The 13,848-nt window shown below is 65.5% G+C and carries 15 protein-coding genes; 10 read left to right on the forward strand and 5 right to left on the reverse strand.

Annotated features, from left to right (window positions below; translation table 11 throughout):
* Window positions 1-23: 23 nt before the first annotated feature.
* Window positions 24-623 carry a PadR family transcriptional regulator gene (locus tag A5753_RS18030; RefSeq protein ID WP_067131062.1) on the forward strand — a complete coding sequence of 200 codons (600 nt, stop codon included), beginning with the start codon at window positions 24-26 and terminating at the stop codon, window positions 621-623.
* Between the two features lie 83 nt (window positions 624-706).
* On the forward strand, window positions 707-1,462 hold the full coding sequence (locus tag A5753_RS18035; protein ID WP_067131065.1) for a haloacid dehalogenase type II: 756 nt from the start codon (window positions 707-709) through the stop codon (window positions 1,460-1,462).
* A gap of 52 nt (window positions 1,463-1,514) precedes the next feature.
* Here the strand turns inward: A5753_RS18035 and A5753_RS18040 are convergent, their stop codons facing one another.
* Window positions 1,515-2,234: a CoA pyrophosphatase gene (locus tag A5753_RS18040; RefSeq protein WP_067131068.1), complete on the reverse strand. Its 720-nt coding sequence runs from the start codon at window positions 2,232-2,234 to the stop codon at window positions 1,515-1,517.
* An 80-nt stretch (window positions 2,235-2,314) separates the two neighbouring features.
* Here A5753_RS18040 and A5753_RS18045 point away from each other — a divergent pair, with 80 nt between their 5' ends.
* A complete protein-coding gene (locus A5753_RS18045) occupies window positions 2,315-3,211 on the forward strand; it encodes a hypothetical protein (RefSeq protein WP_067131070.1) in 897 nt (298 codons plus the stop codon).
* A complete protein-coding gene (locus tag A5753_RS18050) occupies window positions 3,208-3,474 on the forward strand; it encodes a YdeI/OmpD-associated family protein (RefSeq protein WP_067131073.1) in 267 nt (88 codons plus the stop codon). Before A5753_RS18045 ends, A5753_RS18050 begins: the two co-directional genes overlap by 4 nt.
* Before the next feature lie 83 nt (window positions 3,475-3,557).
* On the opposite strand, the gene A5753_RS18055 is transcribed toward A5753_RS18050, so the two are convergent.
* Window positions 3,558-4,073 carry a hypothetical protein gene (locus tag A5753_RS18055; RefSeq protein WP_067131359.1) on the reverse strand — a complete coding sequence of 172 codons (516 nt, stop codon included), beginning with the start codon at window positions 4,071-4,073 and terminating at the stop codon, window positions 3,558-3,560.
* 140 nt (window positions 4,074-4,213) lie between these two features.
* Window positions 4,214-5,098, reverse strand: coding sequence for a cyclopropane mycolic acid synthase family methyltransferase (locus tag A5753_RS18060; RefSeq protein WP_067131076.1), 885 nt, complete (start codon window positions 5,096-5,098; stop codon window positions 4,214-4,216).
* Window positions 5,099-5,442: 344 nt separating this feature from the next.
* Here A5753_RS18060 and A5753_RS18065 point away from each other — a divergent pair, with 344 nt between their 5' ends.
* From A5753_RS18065 to A5753_RS18085, 5 genes are all read left to right on the forward strand, one after another.
* Window positions 5,443-6,018 carry a hemerythrin domain-containing protein gene (locus A5753_RS18065; RefSeq protein WP_067131079.1) on the forward strand — a complete coding sequence of 192 codons (576 nt, stop codon included), beginning with the start codon at window positions 5,443-5,445 and terminating at the stop codon, window positions 6,016-6,018.
* Window positions 6,019-6,319: 301 nt separating this feature from the next.
* Window positions 6,320-7,651, forward strand: coding sequence for an MFS transporter (locus A5753_RS18070; RefSeq protein WP_067131082.1), 1,332 nt, complete (start codon window positions 6,320-6,322; stop codon window positions 7,649-7,651).
* A gap of 71 nt (window positions 7,652-7,722) precedes the next feature.
* Window positions 7,723-8,358: a phosphate signaling complex protein PhoU gene (gene phoU, locus A5753_RS18075; protein WP_067131361.1), complete on the forward strand. Its 636-nt coding sequence runs from the start codon at window positions 7,723-7,725 to the stop codon at window positions 8,356-8,358.
* A gap of 183 nt (window positions 8,359-8,541) precedes the next feature.
* Entirely contained in the window at window positions 8,542-9,900 is a 1,359-nt protein-coding gene (locus tag A5753_RS18080) for a wax ester/triacylglycerol synthase family O-acyltransferase (RefSeq protein ID WP_067131085.1), read from the forward strand.
* 153 nt (window positions 9,901-10,053) lie between these two features.
* A complete protein-coding gene (locus A5753_RS18085; RefSeq protein WP_067131087.1) occupies window positions 10,054-11,271 on the forward strand; it encodes a cytochrome P450 in 1,218 nt (405 codons plus the stop codon).
* A 19-nt stretch (window positions 11,272-11,290) separates the two neighbouring features.
* Here the strand turns inward: A5753_RS18085 and A5753_RS18090 are convergent, their stop codons facing one another.
* Window positions 11,291-11,716: an ATP-binding protein gene (locus A5753_RS18090; RefSeq protein ID WP_197694736.1), complete on the reverse strand. Its 426-nt coding sequence runs from the start codon at window positions 11,714-11,716 to the stop codon at window positions 11,291-11,293.
* Between the two features lie 151 nt (window positions 11,717-11,867).
* The gene (locus tag A5753_RS18095; RefSeq protein ID WP_369829337.1) at window positions 11,868-12,791 is read right to left on the reverse strand and encodes a 2-hydroxyacid dehydrogenase; all 924 of its coding nucleotides are present in this window, start codon (window positions 12,789-12,791) and stop codon (window positions 11,868-11,870) included.
* Window positions 12,792-12,977: 186 nt separating this feature from the next.
* On the opposite strand from A5753_RS18095, the gene A5753_RS18100 reads away from it, so the two are divergent.
* Window positions 12,978-13,844 (forward strand): LLM class F420-dependent oxidoreductase, encoded by an 867-nt coding sequence (locus A5753_RS18100; RefSeq protein ID WP_067131092.1) that lies wholly within the window; start codon window positions 12,978-12,980, stop codon window positions 13,842-13,844.
* Window positions 13,845-13,848 lie beyond the last annotated feature (4 nt).

Here is a 13,848-nt window from a genome sequence, read left to right on the forward strand (position 1 = left end):
ATCGCATGTTGTAGTATCGGCCGATGTCGCTGCGTGACGCGGTGTTGGCCGCCCTCCTCGAGGGCGAATCGTCCGGATACGACCTGGCCAAAGACTTCGACGCCTCGGTCGCCAACTTCTGGCCGGCCACGCCGCAGCAGCTGTATCGCGAGCTCGACCGGCTGGCCGAGCAAGGCCTCATCCAGGCCCGGATCGTGCAGCAAGAACGCCGGCCTAACAAGCGCGTGTTCTCGCTGACCGAGGCAGGGCGTGCCGCGATCCGGCAGTTCACGGCCAAGGCGCCGAAGCCGTCGGTCATCCGCGATGAATTACTGGTCAAGGTGCAGGCCTCCGACGCCGGAGACCTCGAGGCCGTTCGTGGATTCATTCGTGAACGGCTGGAATGGTCGGTCGCCAAAATGCAACGCTACGAACGGATGCGGGCACGGATGCTGGACGGGCGCAGCGAGGACGAGTACCTGGCCGAGTCCGAACGAGTCGGCCCCTACCTGACGTTGATGCGCGGAATCTCGTTCGAAGAGGAGAACATTCGATGGGCCGGACGCGCGCTGAACATCGTCGAACGTCGCCTGTCGGCCGGCGTTGCACGGCGGTCACCGCGCCGGGTCGCTGTCCGGCGGTAAGTTATGGAAAAGATCCAACGTTCGCAAGCCGCGGTGAAGAATCTGGCGTGCATGCGCCGCCGAGCGCGAAGTTAGCCTGAGGAATGACCGAATACCGATCGCCCTCGACCGGCCGCGCAATACGTGCCGTCTTGTTCGATACCTTCGGAACGGTCGTCGACTGGCGTTCCGGGATCGCCGCCTCAGTCAGCGATTTCGCGCAGCGCCACCACCTCAGCGTCGAACCCGGGGAGTTCGCGCTGGAATGGCGCAGCCGGTACCTGCCGTCGATGTCCGAGGTTCTAACGGGTCATCGCGAGTTCGTGTCGCTGGACGTTCTTCACAGAGAAAACCTACTTGCTGCGTTCGAGAAGTTCGGCGTCGCGGCCGAAGCGTTGCCCGGCGACGAGGTCGAAGCGCTGGCCCGGGCGTGGCGCTGGCTGCCGCCGTGGCCGGATAGCGTCGACGGCATCGCCGCCATGAAGCGACACGTCATCGTCGGGCCGCTGTCCAACGGCAACACCGGACTGCTGGTCGATATGGCGAAGTACGCCGGCCTGCCGTGGGATGTGGTGCTCGGTTCCGACGTCGGCAAAACCTATAAGCCCGACGCGCGTGCGTATCAAACGCCCGCACGCCTGCTCGGTCTGGAACCCGGGGAAGTGATGCTGGTGGCGGCGCACCCCACCGACCTCGAGGCGGCCAGGAGTAGCGGCCTGGCCACGGGGTTCGTCTCGCGGCCGCAGGAATACGGGCCCGGTCACGATCCATACCCCGAACCCGCGGGCGTGTTCGACGTCTCGGGCACATCGCTGGTCGAATTGGCCACCTTGCTGTTCGGTGCGCAGGGTCGACACTGAGCTCAGCGATGAAACCTGACCGCCTTCCCCAGCGGGAGACGTTGTGCGACAGCTACTTCCACGCAAAAACCGGCTGTTCCAACTGGTCGACCGGATCGGCTCGCCCTTCCAGACACAGCCAACGCAGCTGTAGCAGCACCGCGCCGGTCGGTGCGTGGATGAGGTCGTTGCCCAGCGGGATCTGCACGACCGGGCGCGGGCTCTCCGGGATGGTGATGAACCGTGGCGAGTCGCCCCGCTGCAGTTGGTGCAGCCCGACCCGGTAAACGGCCACGACCTCGTCGGGAGCGGGGTGAAGGTCCAGCCGCCCTCCTCCCCACAGCACTACGGGGGTGATCACGTACCCGGATCGGGTGGGGTAGTCGTCGAGCAAACCCAGCACGGTCGAATCGGACAGCTCGACGCCGAGCTCCTCACGCAGTTCCCGCAGCGCCGCGTCGACCGCTGTCTCGCCCGGATCGAGGCGGCCGCCGGGCAAGGCCCACTGCGCCGCATGCGAACTCAGGCGAGACGCCCTGCGGCACAGCAAGAAAGCGGCGCCGCCGGACACGTCGACCATGCGGCCGTCCAAATGGGCTGCGGGGATCGGACGTCCGACATTCCACTCGTCCACCGAGACCGGATCGACCCGGTCCTCCCCCAGCTCCGAAGCGACCAGCACCACCGCGACGGCCGCGTGCCGCTTCGTCGGATCGGTGACCACGCGGCGGTGGTGGTCGGCCAGATGGTTTCGAATCCGCTCCCGCAGCGGCTGGTCATAGGGGATGGTCACTACTCGAGCCTAAGCTGAGCGCTTTTCCTCCAAGCAGGTCCGTACTTGGTCACGGTCAGCGCCGGTGGTTAACTGCGAGCATGCGACGACAACCGGTGCTGGCCCGACGTCTTTTCGATCGCTACGAACCGGTGCATGCGGTGACCTACTTCGCACCGGAGGCGCGGGCCGCGCTGGACGCACTGGGTTACCGAGGCTTCTGGATGGGCTATTTCGCGGCGCGGTCGGCGCCGCTGGGTGCGGTGCCCCGGGAGGTGGTCACCGCGGTCTTCTACAACTTCGCACCCGAACGGGTCGCCAAGGCGCTGCCGGCGGCCTGGGAGGTCGCGGGTCCGCAGGAGGCGTTGCGGGCTCGGCATGAGTCCGCGGTGGCGGCGCTACGCCGCTATGGCCTGGGATCAGACGACGAAAACGTCCGCGTTGCAGCCGAACTGGCCGGCCGGGCGGCCCGCGACGCGCCCCTCGATGCGCGGCCGCTGTTCGCCGCGAATGTGGCGCTGCCATGGCCAGACGATCCGCTGTCCGCCCTGTGGCACGCCACCACGCTGCTGCGCGAACAACGCGGAGACGCGCATGTAGCGGTGCTGGCCGCGGCCGGCGTCTCCGGCCGAGAGTCCAACGTCTTACATGCCGCGGCGGGCAACGTCGCTCGCGACTACATCGCCCGCACCCGCGATTACGACGAGACGTCTTGGCGTCAACACGAACACGCGCTCGCCGAGCGAGGGTTGCTCGACGACGACGGAACACTGACCGCAGCCGGACGGCAATTGAAGGACCACATCGAGTCGATGACCGACACGCTGGCCCTGTCCGCACTCGTCGGGCTCAGCGACGACGAGGTGGAGACGCTGTTCCGGGCGCTCACCCCGATCACCCGCGCCGTCGTCGCGGGCGGCGACGTTCCGGCGCTCACCCCAATGACTCTGCGCCGCGACGAATTACACGACGACAGCGCGCATCTGGCGGCGCGATGAGCGGCCAGCGGGTTCCCGACGGCGTCGTGCACAAGTTGCCGGCGGATCTGCGCGAGTCGCTCATCGGCAACGCCACCGCGCTGGCCGCCTGGAAGGACATCACGCCACTGGCACGAAACGAATTCATCTGTTGGGTCGAGGATGCCAAGCAGCCGGCGACCCGGGAGCGCCGCATCCGTCGGACCCAAGAGGAGTTGGAGGAGGGCAAGCGACGGCCTTGCTGCTGGCCGGGCTGCAAACACCGTGAGCGGACCGGAAAGTAAACCCGCAGCGGCTCTTTCGAATAACCTATCCGCCAGTGTCCACACGAGTGGCCGTAGCCGACCGCGATTTTCCGAGTTGTAGCTCAGGCGGCGCCGGTTGGAACCGCTTGGCCGTCAACGTAATCCATCGGCGGAGCCTCGCCATGCCCTGCGCCCCGGTAGGCCACCGCGGTCGCCAGCGCTGTTCCACCCTCGATCGTCCCAACCACAACGACCTTGTCATTGACCGTGAAATGCGGTGCGGCGGTGATGGATTGACGCGCACCACGGGTGACGACGGTGGTGTCAGGGGTGAACCGATAGGTCTGGACATGCCCGTCCGCGCCGCGCATGGTCACCGAGTCCGCGGACACCGCCACCACGGTACCTTCCTGACTCACGGGCTGGGAAGTGGCCGGCGGTTCGAGATCGGCGGCGACAGCGCGCTTCTCGGGCGGGGCTCCATTGAACACCAGCGCCATCACGCAGGCGGCCCCCAACAGCGAAGCGGAGACGATTTCGCATACCGAGGCGGCGCCGGACAGCCCGCGCCGACGACCACGGTGGGGCGTCGTCGGCGTGTGTTCCGGTGAATCCGGCATGCGGTGTTTGGCGCTCACGGTCAGTCCTTCCAGCGGCGTTACACCGAAGTACACCGGCGCGCACCGAATCAGATCGTTGCCGTGAAATTACCCGCAGAATTGGACCGGTAAACCGCACTCCGGCCAACCGGGGAGCCCGATGGGCCGGGTTTCTGCCGTCAGCCCTTGGTCAGGGTGAACTGCGCGACGTCGGTATAGCCCTCACGGAATAGGTCGGCGCATCCCGTCAGGTACTTCATGTACCGGTCGTAAACCTCTTCGGACTGAATGGCGATGGCCTCGTCCCGGTGCGCCTCGAGCGCGGCCGACCAGGTGTCGAGGGTGCGGGCGTAGTGCAGGCGCAGCGGCTGGATCAACTTCACACCGAAGCCCGCGCGTTCCGCGTGCTCCACGACGCCCTTGGCCTGTGGGAGGTCTCCACCCGGGAAGATCTCGTCCATGATGAACTTCATGAAGCGCAGCTTGGTCATGGTAATGGGCAGCCCGCGCTCGGCGAACTCCTCGTCGCTCGGCTTGATAATGGTGTGCAGCATCATGACGCCGTCGGCCGGTAGCGCCTCATAGGCCTTCTTGAAGAATTCGTTGTAGCGGTCGCGGCCGAAGTGCTCGAAGGCGCCGATCGACACGATCCGGTCGACCTTCTCGTCGAACTGCTCCCAGCCCTGCAGCAGCACCCGCTTGGACCGCTGCGACGGATGGCTGTCAAGACGGCGCTGCACGTGTGTTTGCTGATTGCGGCTGAGCGTGAGGCCGATCACGTTGACGTCGTAGTTCTCGAGGCCGCGGACGATGGTGGTGCCCCACCCGCACCCGATGTCGAGCAATGTCATGCCCGGTTGCAGCCCTAGCTTGCCCAGGGAGAGGTCGACCTTGGCGTACTGCGCCTCTTCCAGGGTCATATCGTCGCGCTCGAAATAGGCGCAGCTATAGGTCCGCGTCGGGTCTAGAAAGAGCGCGAAGAACTCGTCGGACAGGTCATAGTGCGCTTGTACGTCCTCGAAATGCGGTTGCAAGCTGACGGCATCGCCGGGTTTTTCGGACAAGGCACAACCTCTGACTGATTCTTATTTGATTCGGGTGCGATCAAAGCTGATCGCCTGACTGACGCACCAGTGTATCCGCCCGGATAACCGCGCCCTCCCGGCGAGTTCCGGTTCAGGGCCGCAGCGCCACCGAAAGCGGCATCGGCGGCAGTGTGCGCAGCGCACGGCCACCAGACGACTTACGCCAGCGTCAAGCGGGTAAATCGTCTGCGGTGCACAACGATTCGAGCAAGGATCGGAAATCAGTGGCGCACGCGGTTGACGGAACCCGCTTCGAGTTGTTACCTCAGCTGATAAACCGGGCAAGCCCGGCCGACCGGCGTTAAGAGAGACGGGACTCCCCGATGGCAGACATCACGAGGCTGATCCTTGCCGACCACGAGTGGTTTCGGGAACAGTTCGCACGACTGGACGAGGTGCAGGCCCACCGCCCCGGCGACCAGGCCGCCCTCAGACAAGTGTGGCGCCCGCTCGCCGACAAGCTGGACGTGCACGCCTACATCGAAGAAAAAATCTTCTACCCCCAGCTGCTCAAGCGCGGGGGTGACGACGCCGAAGGCGAGACCCTCGACGCGATCGGCGATCACAACGACATCCGCGACGGCGTCCGCGACGCCGACGCCGCCGCACTCGGCAGTGACGAGTGGTGGGCAGCCGTCGGGCGGACCCGGGTGGCCAACGACGATCACATGGGTGAGGAGGAACGAGAGGGGCTGTCGGATTTTCGACGCAACGCGCCTATCGGGCTTCGCGAAGCCCTCGGGCGTCAATACAGCGAGTTCATGGCCGAGCATCCCACCACCGAGGGGCTCTCGATCACGGATCGTGACCCACAGCGCTACGTCGAACACTTCGAGGAGCCGACGCGTGCCAAACCCGCCGATTTCTCGCTGCGCATCGGGAGCCTGAAAGGCCAATGAGCCACGCCCGGCAGAGCTGACGTGACGCGAATAACCAATCTTGGCTCGGGCTGGCCAGTGATGCCGCCGACGGCGTCGCCGCCGAGGCGCGCTTAGCTGGCATTTTCCCGATGCAACGGCATCCGCCCACGGGCTCGACCCATCATCGCGGCGGCCTGCGGGTGACCCGTCGAAGCGGGTGATCACCCGACCCCGCCGGTTCGTCCCGGGAATGTTTCGGGTAAGCCATCATTCGATGGGTACTCCACGCCGCCGCCGGAGGAAATGGGCACGTAAAGACATCAGGGTCGCCGATCCGGCTATGCGCCAAACCATCATGGGCACCGCGATCGGCAACTTCATGGAGTGGTACGACTTCGGGGTCTACGGCTATATCGCCACCACGATCGCCCAGGTGTTTTACCCCGGCAAGAGCGTCAGCGGCGTTCACCTCATCGCGACCTTCGGCACGCTGGCGGCGGCGTTCGTAGTGCGCCCGCTCGGCGGATTCATTTTCGGCCCGCTGGGCGACCGGATCGGACGGCACCGAGTGCTGGTGGTCACCATCCTCATGATGACGGTGAGCACCACGATGACCGGCCTGCTGCCCACCTACAGCACCATCGGCATCTGGGCGCCGATCCTGCTCGTCGTCGCACGAATCTTTCAGGGCCTATCCACCGGTGGCGAGTACGTCGGCGCGATGACCTATCTCGTCGAGCAGGCCCCGGACCACAAACGCGGCATGATGGTCGGGTTCTTGCCGATGGGCAACCTGGTCGGATTTGTCCTTGCCGGATTGCTGGTGACCGGATTGCAGACCTGGCTGCCTGATGACGCCATGCTGACGTACGGCTGGCGGATCCCTTTGTTGTTGGGCTTTCCGTTCGGTCTGGTCGCCCTGTACTTGCGGCTTCGGCTCAAGGAGTCCTCCGCCTACCAGAGCGCGAACGACGCCACGCCCGCGACCGGCGGCCAAGGCGGGCAGCAGATTTTGCGCACGGTCTCGGCCCAGTGGCGTCCGATGCTGATCTGCGCGGCGCTGGTACTGACCTCCCAGGTCGCCGACTTCATGCTCACCGGATACCTGCCGACCTACCTCAGGCTCTTCGTCCGTGTCGGGCACACCGCAGGACTTGTCATGATCGTGTCGACGCTGGCGATCCTGATGGTCACCGTGGTGCTCGTCGCCGGCTTGTCCGACCGCATCGGCGTCAAACCCATCATGTGGACGGGTTGCGGGCTGCTGATCGCGGCCTCGGTCCCGGCATTCCTGCTCATCCGCTTCGGTGGCTGGTATCCGGTGATCTTCATCGGCGTGCTGTTGATCGGCCTGATGGAACTGTGCTTCGACAGCACCGGGCCGGCCATGTTGCCGGCGTTGTTTCCCACCAACGTGCGCTACGGGGCGCTGGCGATTTCGTACAACATCTCGATCTCGCTCGTCGGCGGCATCACCCCGCTGATCGCCCAAGCGCTGGTATCCGCCACCGGCAACGTGATGGTGCCGGCATACATGCTGATCTTCGCTGGTGTGGTGGGAGCCATCACGCTGTTGTTCACCCCGGAAGTCGCCCGTAAGCCGTTGCCGGGCTCCGGGCCTGCCGTCGAAACCGAGCGAGAGGCCCGCGCGCTTGCCGAGGGCATCGGCTAGCGGGCAACCCGGGCCCGACTCGGCCGTTGCGCGCGGGGTTTATCTGGCGCTGACGGGCTAATCCCTTGAAGGTGAGGACCGCTTTCCACCAGCAGCTGGACATGCTGACCGACCAGCTCGCCGATATGTGCGCGATGGCCGCCGACGCGATCGGGCAGGCGAGCCAAGCGCTGCTGGAAACCGACCTGACGACGGCCGAACGCGTCATCGCCGGCCACCGGGACATCGTCGCTCGCGACGCTCACGTCGAGGAAACCGCATTCGCGTTGTTGGCGTTGCAGGCGCCGGTGGCCACGGACCTGCGCGCGGTCGTCAGCGCCATGCGGATCGCCGCGGACGCGCGGCGGATGGTCGAGCTGGCCGTGCACATCGCCGAGATCGCCCGCCGCCGTCACCCCTATCCGGCCGTTTCGGTCGAGGTGCGGCCCTACGTCGCCGCCATGGGCGATGCGGCCGAGGCACTGGCCCTTGGGGCACGGCAAGTGCTGGTGTCGCAAGACCCGCGCGGCGCCGCCCAGATTCGCCACGACGACGACGCGATGGACGAGCTACACCACCAGCTGCTGGCGGTGCTGGTGGATCCGGCCTGGACCCAAGGAGTCGCCGCCGCCGTGGACGCCACCCTGTTGGGCCGCTTCTACGAACGCTTCGCCGACCATGCGGTCGGGATCGCGCGGCGGGTGATCTTCCAGGCCACGGGACGCTAGCCCGGGCTCTCCGGCGCCGGCATCGTCACCCTCTTGAGCGTCAATACCCAAACGAATGCCCCCGCAAGCCCTCTTACCCGTCGCGGCTCCGAACGCTGATGGGGATTAGCAAGTGCTTCCTGCGGCTAATACGACAGGGGCGTGCGCTGGGCGCGCGGCACAGCTGAGGGAATGGGAACCACTATGGAACCGATATCACCGATGGACGCGTTGTTCCTCATCGGCGAGTCACGCGAACATCCGATGCACGTCGGCTCGTTGCAGCTCTTCGAGCCCCCGGAGGATGCCGGCCCCCATTTCGTGCGCGAGGCGTACCAGGCGATGCTCGAATGCACCGATGTACAGCCGTCCTTTCGTAAGCATCCCGCCTTCTTCGGCGGCATCACGAATGTCGCGTGGGCCTTCGACAAGGACGTGGAGCTCGACTACCACCTGCGCCGGTCCGCTCTGCCCGAACCCGGGCGAGTCCGGGACTTGCTCGAGCTGGCGTCCCGTCTCCACGGCAGCCTGCTCGACCGCCACCGTCCGATGTGGGAGGCACATCTCGTCGAAGGACTGCACGACGGGCGCTATGCGGTCTACACGAAGTACCACCACTCCCTCATGGATGGCGTTTCGGCGCTACGCCTGATGCAGCGCGCCTTCACGTCGGATCCGCACGACGACGAGGTGCGCGTGCCGTGGAGTCTCGGTCCGCGCAAGCGCAGCGGGCGGCGACACCAACCGTCCGTCCTTGACCGGGTCGGCCGTACCGCGGGGTCGGCGCTCGCCATGGCGCCGTCCACGCTCAAGCTCGCGCGCGCGGCGCTGCTCGAACAACAACTGACCCTGCCGTTTCGGGCGCCGCGCTCGATGTTCAACGTGCGGATCGGCGGGGCCCGGCGAGTGGCGGCCCAGTCCTACTCACTGGAGCGCATTAAGGCGGTCAAGTCGGCTACCGGTGCGACGATCAACGACGTTGTGCTCGCGATGTCCGCTGGGGCCCTGCGCGCCTACCTCATCGATCAGAACGCCCTCCCAGACGCGCCGCTGACCGCCATGGTCCCCGTCAATCTGCGCAAGGACGACGACGACCGCGGTGGCAACAACGTCGGGACGTTCCTGTGCAATCTCGCGACCGACGTCGACGACCCGGCCAAGCGGCTCGAGACGATCAGCGCGTCCATCCGCGAGACCAAAGAAGTCTTCTGGCAGCTACCGCCGGTTCAGCAGCTGGCGCTGTCCGCCTTCAACATCGGGGGGCTGTTTTTCGGACTGATCCCCGGCTACCTGTCCGCGGCATCGCCGCCGTTCAACATCGTCATTTCGAACGTATCGACCGGTAACCGCGACCAATTGTATTGGCGTGGAGCGCGATTGGACGGCAACTATCCTTTGTCGATCCCACTCGACGGCCAGGCGGTGAACATCACCGTCACCAACAACGCAGACAACCTCGACTTCGGTCTGGTCGGATGCCGGCGCAGCGTCCCACACCTACAGCGGATGCTCGGCCACCTCGAGGCGGCGCTGAAGGATTTGGAACTCAGCGCAGGCATCTGAGATGCGTTGCATCGCTTGCCGTGCCAGGGGTTTGTGAGGGCCGCCAGGCACGCGGCGCGCGCTTGCTGCGACGGGTTGAAACCCGTTGTGGGGAATACCACAGTTCCTACTGTAAGGTCCACGGTAATCGATCGCAGGCGGGAAGGGTGGACCGTGCCAGGCACTACCGATACGCGCAACCAGCTACGCCCCGACGTGGATCTGACCGACGGCGCCTTCTATGCAGGCGACTCCCGGCCGGTCTATCAGTGGATGCGCGAGAACCAAGCGGTCTTCCGGGACCGCAACGGGCTGGCGGCCGCGGCGACCTACCAGGCGGTGATCGACGCCGAGCGGGCGCCCGAGTTGTTCTCCAACGCCGGCGGTATCCGGCCGGACCAGGACGCGCCACCGATGATGATCGCGATGGATGACCCTGCGCATCTGCTGCGGCGCAAGCTCGTCAACGCGGGCTTTACCCGCAAACGTGTCAAGGACAGGGAGCACTCGATCGGCGAGCTCTGCGATGCGCTGATCGACAACGTCTGCGAACGGGGCGAGTGTGACTTCGTCTGGGACCTCGCGGCTCCGCTTCCGATGGCGGTGATTGGCGACATGCTCGGGGTGCTTCCGGAGGAACGTCAGATGTTTCTCCGCTGGTCCGACGACATGGTCACCCTGCTCAGCAGCACGACCGCGCAAGAGGATTTTCAGGTCTCGGTGGACGCGTTTGCCGCCTACACCGAGTACATGACGGGCATGATCGCGGCGCGCAAGGCGGAGCCGACCGATGACCTGGTCAGCGTGCTGGTACACGCGGAGGTGGACGGCGAGAAGCTGGCCGACCACGAGATCGTCACCGAGGTGTTGTTGCTATTGATCGGCGGCGACGAGACCACCCGGCACACACTTTCCGGTGGTACCGCGCAGATTCTGCGGCACCCGCAACAGCACCAACGGCTGGTCGACGACGTGGCGCTGCTTCCCAATGCGATCGAGGAAATGCTGCGCTGGACCGCCCCGGTCAAGAACATGGCCCGCACCATGACCACCGACCTGGAATTTCACGGCGCCCAGCTCAAGCGGGGCGAGAAGATCATCCTGCTCTTTGAATCGGCGAACTTCGACGAGACGGTGTTCGGCGATCCGCAAAACTTCCGCATCGACCGCTATCCCAACAACCACTTGGCGTTCGGGTTCGGCACCCACTTTTGTTTGGGCAATCAGCTGGCCCGCCTGGAGCTGTCGATAATGCTTGAGCGGCTGTTGAAGCGTCTTCCCGATATGCGGCTGGCGTCCGATGAGCCGCTGCCGCTGCGCCCGGCGAACTTCGTCAGCGGTCTGGAGAAGATGCCGGTCAAGTTCACGCCGTCGGGAAGGTCGGGCGCCTGATCTCGGCCGGACCGGAGATTCAACGGTTTTGGTGAGCGGCAAGGTCCGCATCGGTCGCGTAATCCAAATACACGCTGGTGCCATTGGGGCGAGCATGGATGGTGCAGTGATCGGCGAGGCCGTGCATCAGCATGATGCCGCGCGACGCGCGAGGGTCGTTGGGGTGCCTGGACGAGGGCTTGCGCCAGATTCCACGGTCACTGACGCAGACCCTGATCGACGCGGCTTCGGGGTCGTAGCTGGCCTGCAGTTTCATAGCGCCCACGTGGTGATGCGAGCGATACGCGTGCTCAACACAATTCGCCAGCGCCTCATTCACGCCCAAAACGACGTCCTCACGGATCTTCTCCGGCACGTGCACCTCATGCTGCAGCCACCGTTGCAGCGCACGACGCCACTCAGCCGCCGTATCGGGGCGGGCTGGGCCGGCCAGCGTCAGCCGCACCGGCGTGGCAGTCTCCGGCTGTAGTGGACTCATGAAAGCCGCATACCCACATGCGGTTGGACCAATAACCTTCTGCGAGTATCGCTTCGGCCACAGCCGAATAGCCATCCAGAATCAGCAGGTCGTGGCTATGGACGCGTTGTCGCGGGTTCTAACGGCGCGGCGATAGGACAGGTGTGACCAATTCGCCGGTTTTGAGGTAGCTGTCGAGGTTTCGGATCGCCAGCAGTGCCATGGCCCGCCGAGTCCGCGCGGTGGCGCTGCCGATATGCGGAAGCAGGACCACGTTGTCCAGGTCAAACAACTCCGCCGGTACCCGCGGCTCGTCGGCGAAGACGTCCAGCCCCGCGCCCGCCAGTTGCCCGGCGGTCAGCAGTTCCACCAATGCGTCCTCGTCGACGACGCTGCCCCGCGCGACGTTGATCAGATAACCCTCGTGGCCCAAGGCTTGCAGCACGGCACGGTCGACCAGCTTGCGGGTGTTGGGGTCGCCCGTCGTGGCGACGACCAGCACGTCGACCGATTCTGCGAGTTCCACGGGAGACTTGGCGTAGCGAAATGGCGATTCCGCGATGCGGTGGCGGTTGTGATAGGCGATGGCGCAGTCGAATCCGATGAGCCTGGCCGCGATTGCCGAACCGATCCGACCTAGGCCCAATATGCCGACCTGTAGGCCGCTGACATCTCTGGCATAGGGAAAAGCGCCTTCGCGAACCCACCGGCCGGCCCGCACGTAGCGATCGGCGGCACCGAAACGGCGCAGCGTCATCAAGATCAGGCCCACTGCCGTATCGGCGACTGTGTCCGACAACACGTCGGGAGTGTTGCTCACGCCGATGCCGCGGCGCTTCGCCGCGCCCAAATCGATCAGGTCCACCCCGGCCCCGTTGTTGACGATCACCTCAAGGTTGGGCAGCGCCGCGATGATGGCGGCATCGGCGCCGGGCGATCCTGAGGTCACCAGCACGCGGACATCCGCGCCGTGCTCGGCGAGAAACTCAGTCCGCGCTGTTCCGTCGGGAAGCTGCGGAATCGCGTAGCGCGCGGCCAACTCGTGTTCGAAAGTCGACTCCATCTCGCCGACCCTTAGCACCCCAATAACCTTCTTTGCCGTCACGTTTACATCATGCTTGAAGCCGTATCCCGCCACTGCCGGGCAGTGGAATATCCCGCCGGCCATCGGCACCGCCCCAATTCTTGCTGGTGCGCCGCGTCTTTCGGGCGCGGGAAGGAAACCTGGTGCGGCGTGGTTGGATAGCGAATGCGCATCGGAGTCGTCTTCCCACAAACCGAGCTCGGCTCGGACCCGGCCGTCCTTCGCGCCTACGGTCAGCGTGTCGAGGAGCTCGGGTTTACCCACATCCTCGCCTATGACCACGTCGTCGGCGCCGACCCGACGGTGCATCACGGATTCAAGGGCCCCTACGACATCGACTCCACGTTTCATGAGCCGTTTGTCATGTTCGGCTACCTGGCCGCGGTCACGTCACTGGAATTGGTCACCGGGGTCATCATCTTGCCGCAACGCCAATCGGTGTTGGTGGCCAAACAGGCCGCCGAGGTCGATGTGCTCACCGAGGGCCGCTTTCGGCTCGGGATCGGATTGGGCTGGAACGCCGTTGAATACGAGGCGCTCGGAGAGTCGTTCACCAACCGCGGGAGACGCTCCGAGGAACAGGTCGAGGTCATGCGCAAGCTCTGGACCGAACGGTCGGTGACCTACACCGGCAGGTACCACACAGTGACCGCGGCCGGCTTGGCCCCGTTGCCCACCCAGCGACCCATTCCGGTGTGGTTCGGTGCGGCCTCCGATCGCGCATACGAACGCGCCGGCCGGCTCGGCGACGGCTGGTTTCCGATGGTGGAGCCCGGCCCCAAACTCGACCGTGCGCTCGAACAGGTGAACCGCGGCGCCCAGTCGGCGGGTCGTGACCCGAAGAGCCTCGGGATGGAAGGCCGGGTCAGCTGGACCGAAGACCGTGACAAGCTCGCCGCTACCATCGGCGCATGGAAAGCCGCCGGCGCCAGCCATCTGTCGGTGAACACCATGAAGGCCGGCTTCGCGAATCTCGACGAGCACCTCGCAGCCTTGGAGCAGGTCGCCACCGACCTAGTGGCACCGGCGTGATCGT

The organism is Mycobacterium sp. 852002-51971_SCH5477799-a (assembly GCF_001667145.1).
GTDB lineage: Bacteria > Actinomycetota > Actinomycetes > Mycobacteriales > Mycobacteriaceae > Mycobacterium.

Coding starts and splice junctions, on each gene's coding strand:
- A5753_RS18095 (WP_369829337.1), bottom strand. CDS start 12,791: ATGGAGTCGACTTTCGAACACGAGTTGGCCGCGCGCTACGCGATTCCG.
- A5753_RS18080 (WP_067131085.1), top strand. CDS start 8,542: ATGGAACCGATATCACCGATGGACGCGTTGTTCCTCATCGGCGAGTCA.
- A5753_RS18030 (WP_067131062.1), top strand. CDS start 24: ATGTCGCTGCGTGACGCGGTGTTGGCCGCCCTCCTCGAGGGCGAATCG.
- A5753_RS18065 (WP_067131079.1), top strand. CDS start 5,443: ATGGCAGACATCACGAGGCTGATCCTTGCCGACCACGAGTGGTTTCGG.
- A5753_RS18100 (WP_067131092.1), top strand. CDS start 12,978: ATGCGCATCGGAGTCGTCTTCCCACAAACCGAGCTCGGCTCGGACCCG.
- A5753_RS18035 (WP_067131065.1), top strand. CDS start 707: ATGACCGAATACCGATCGCCCTCGACCGGCCGCGCAATACGTGCCGTC.
- A5753_RS18050 (WP_067131073.1), top strand. CDS start 3,208: ATGAGCGGCCAGCGGGTTCCCGACGGCGTCGTGCACAAGTTGCCGGCG.
- A5753_RS18045 (WP_067131070.1), top strand. CDS start 2,315: ATGCGACGACAACCGGTGCTGGCCCGACGTCTTTTCGATCGCTACGAA.
- A5753_RS18070 (WP_067131082.1), top strand. CDS start 6,320: ATGCGCCAAACCATCATGGGCACCGCGATCGGCAACTTCATGGAGTGG.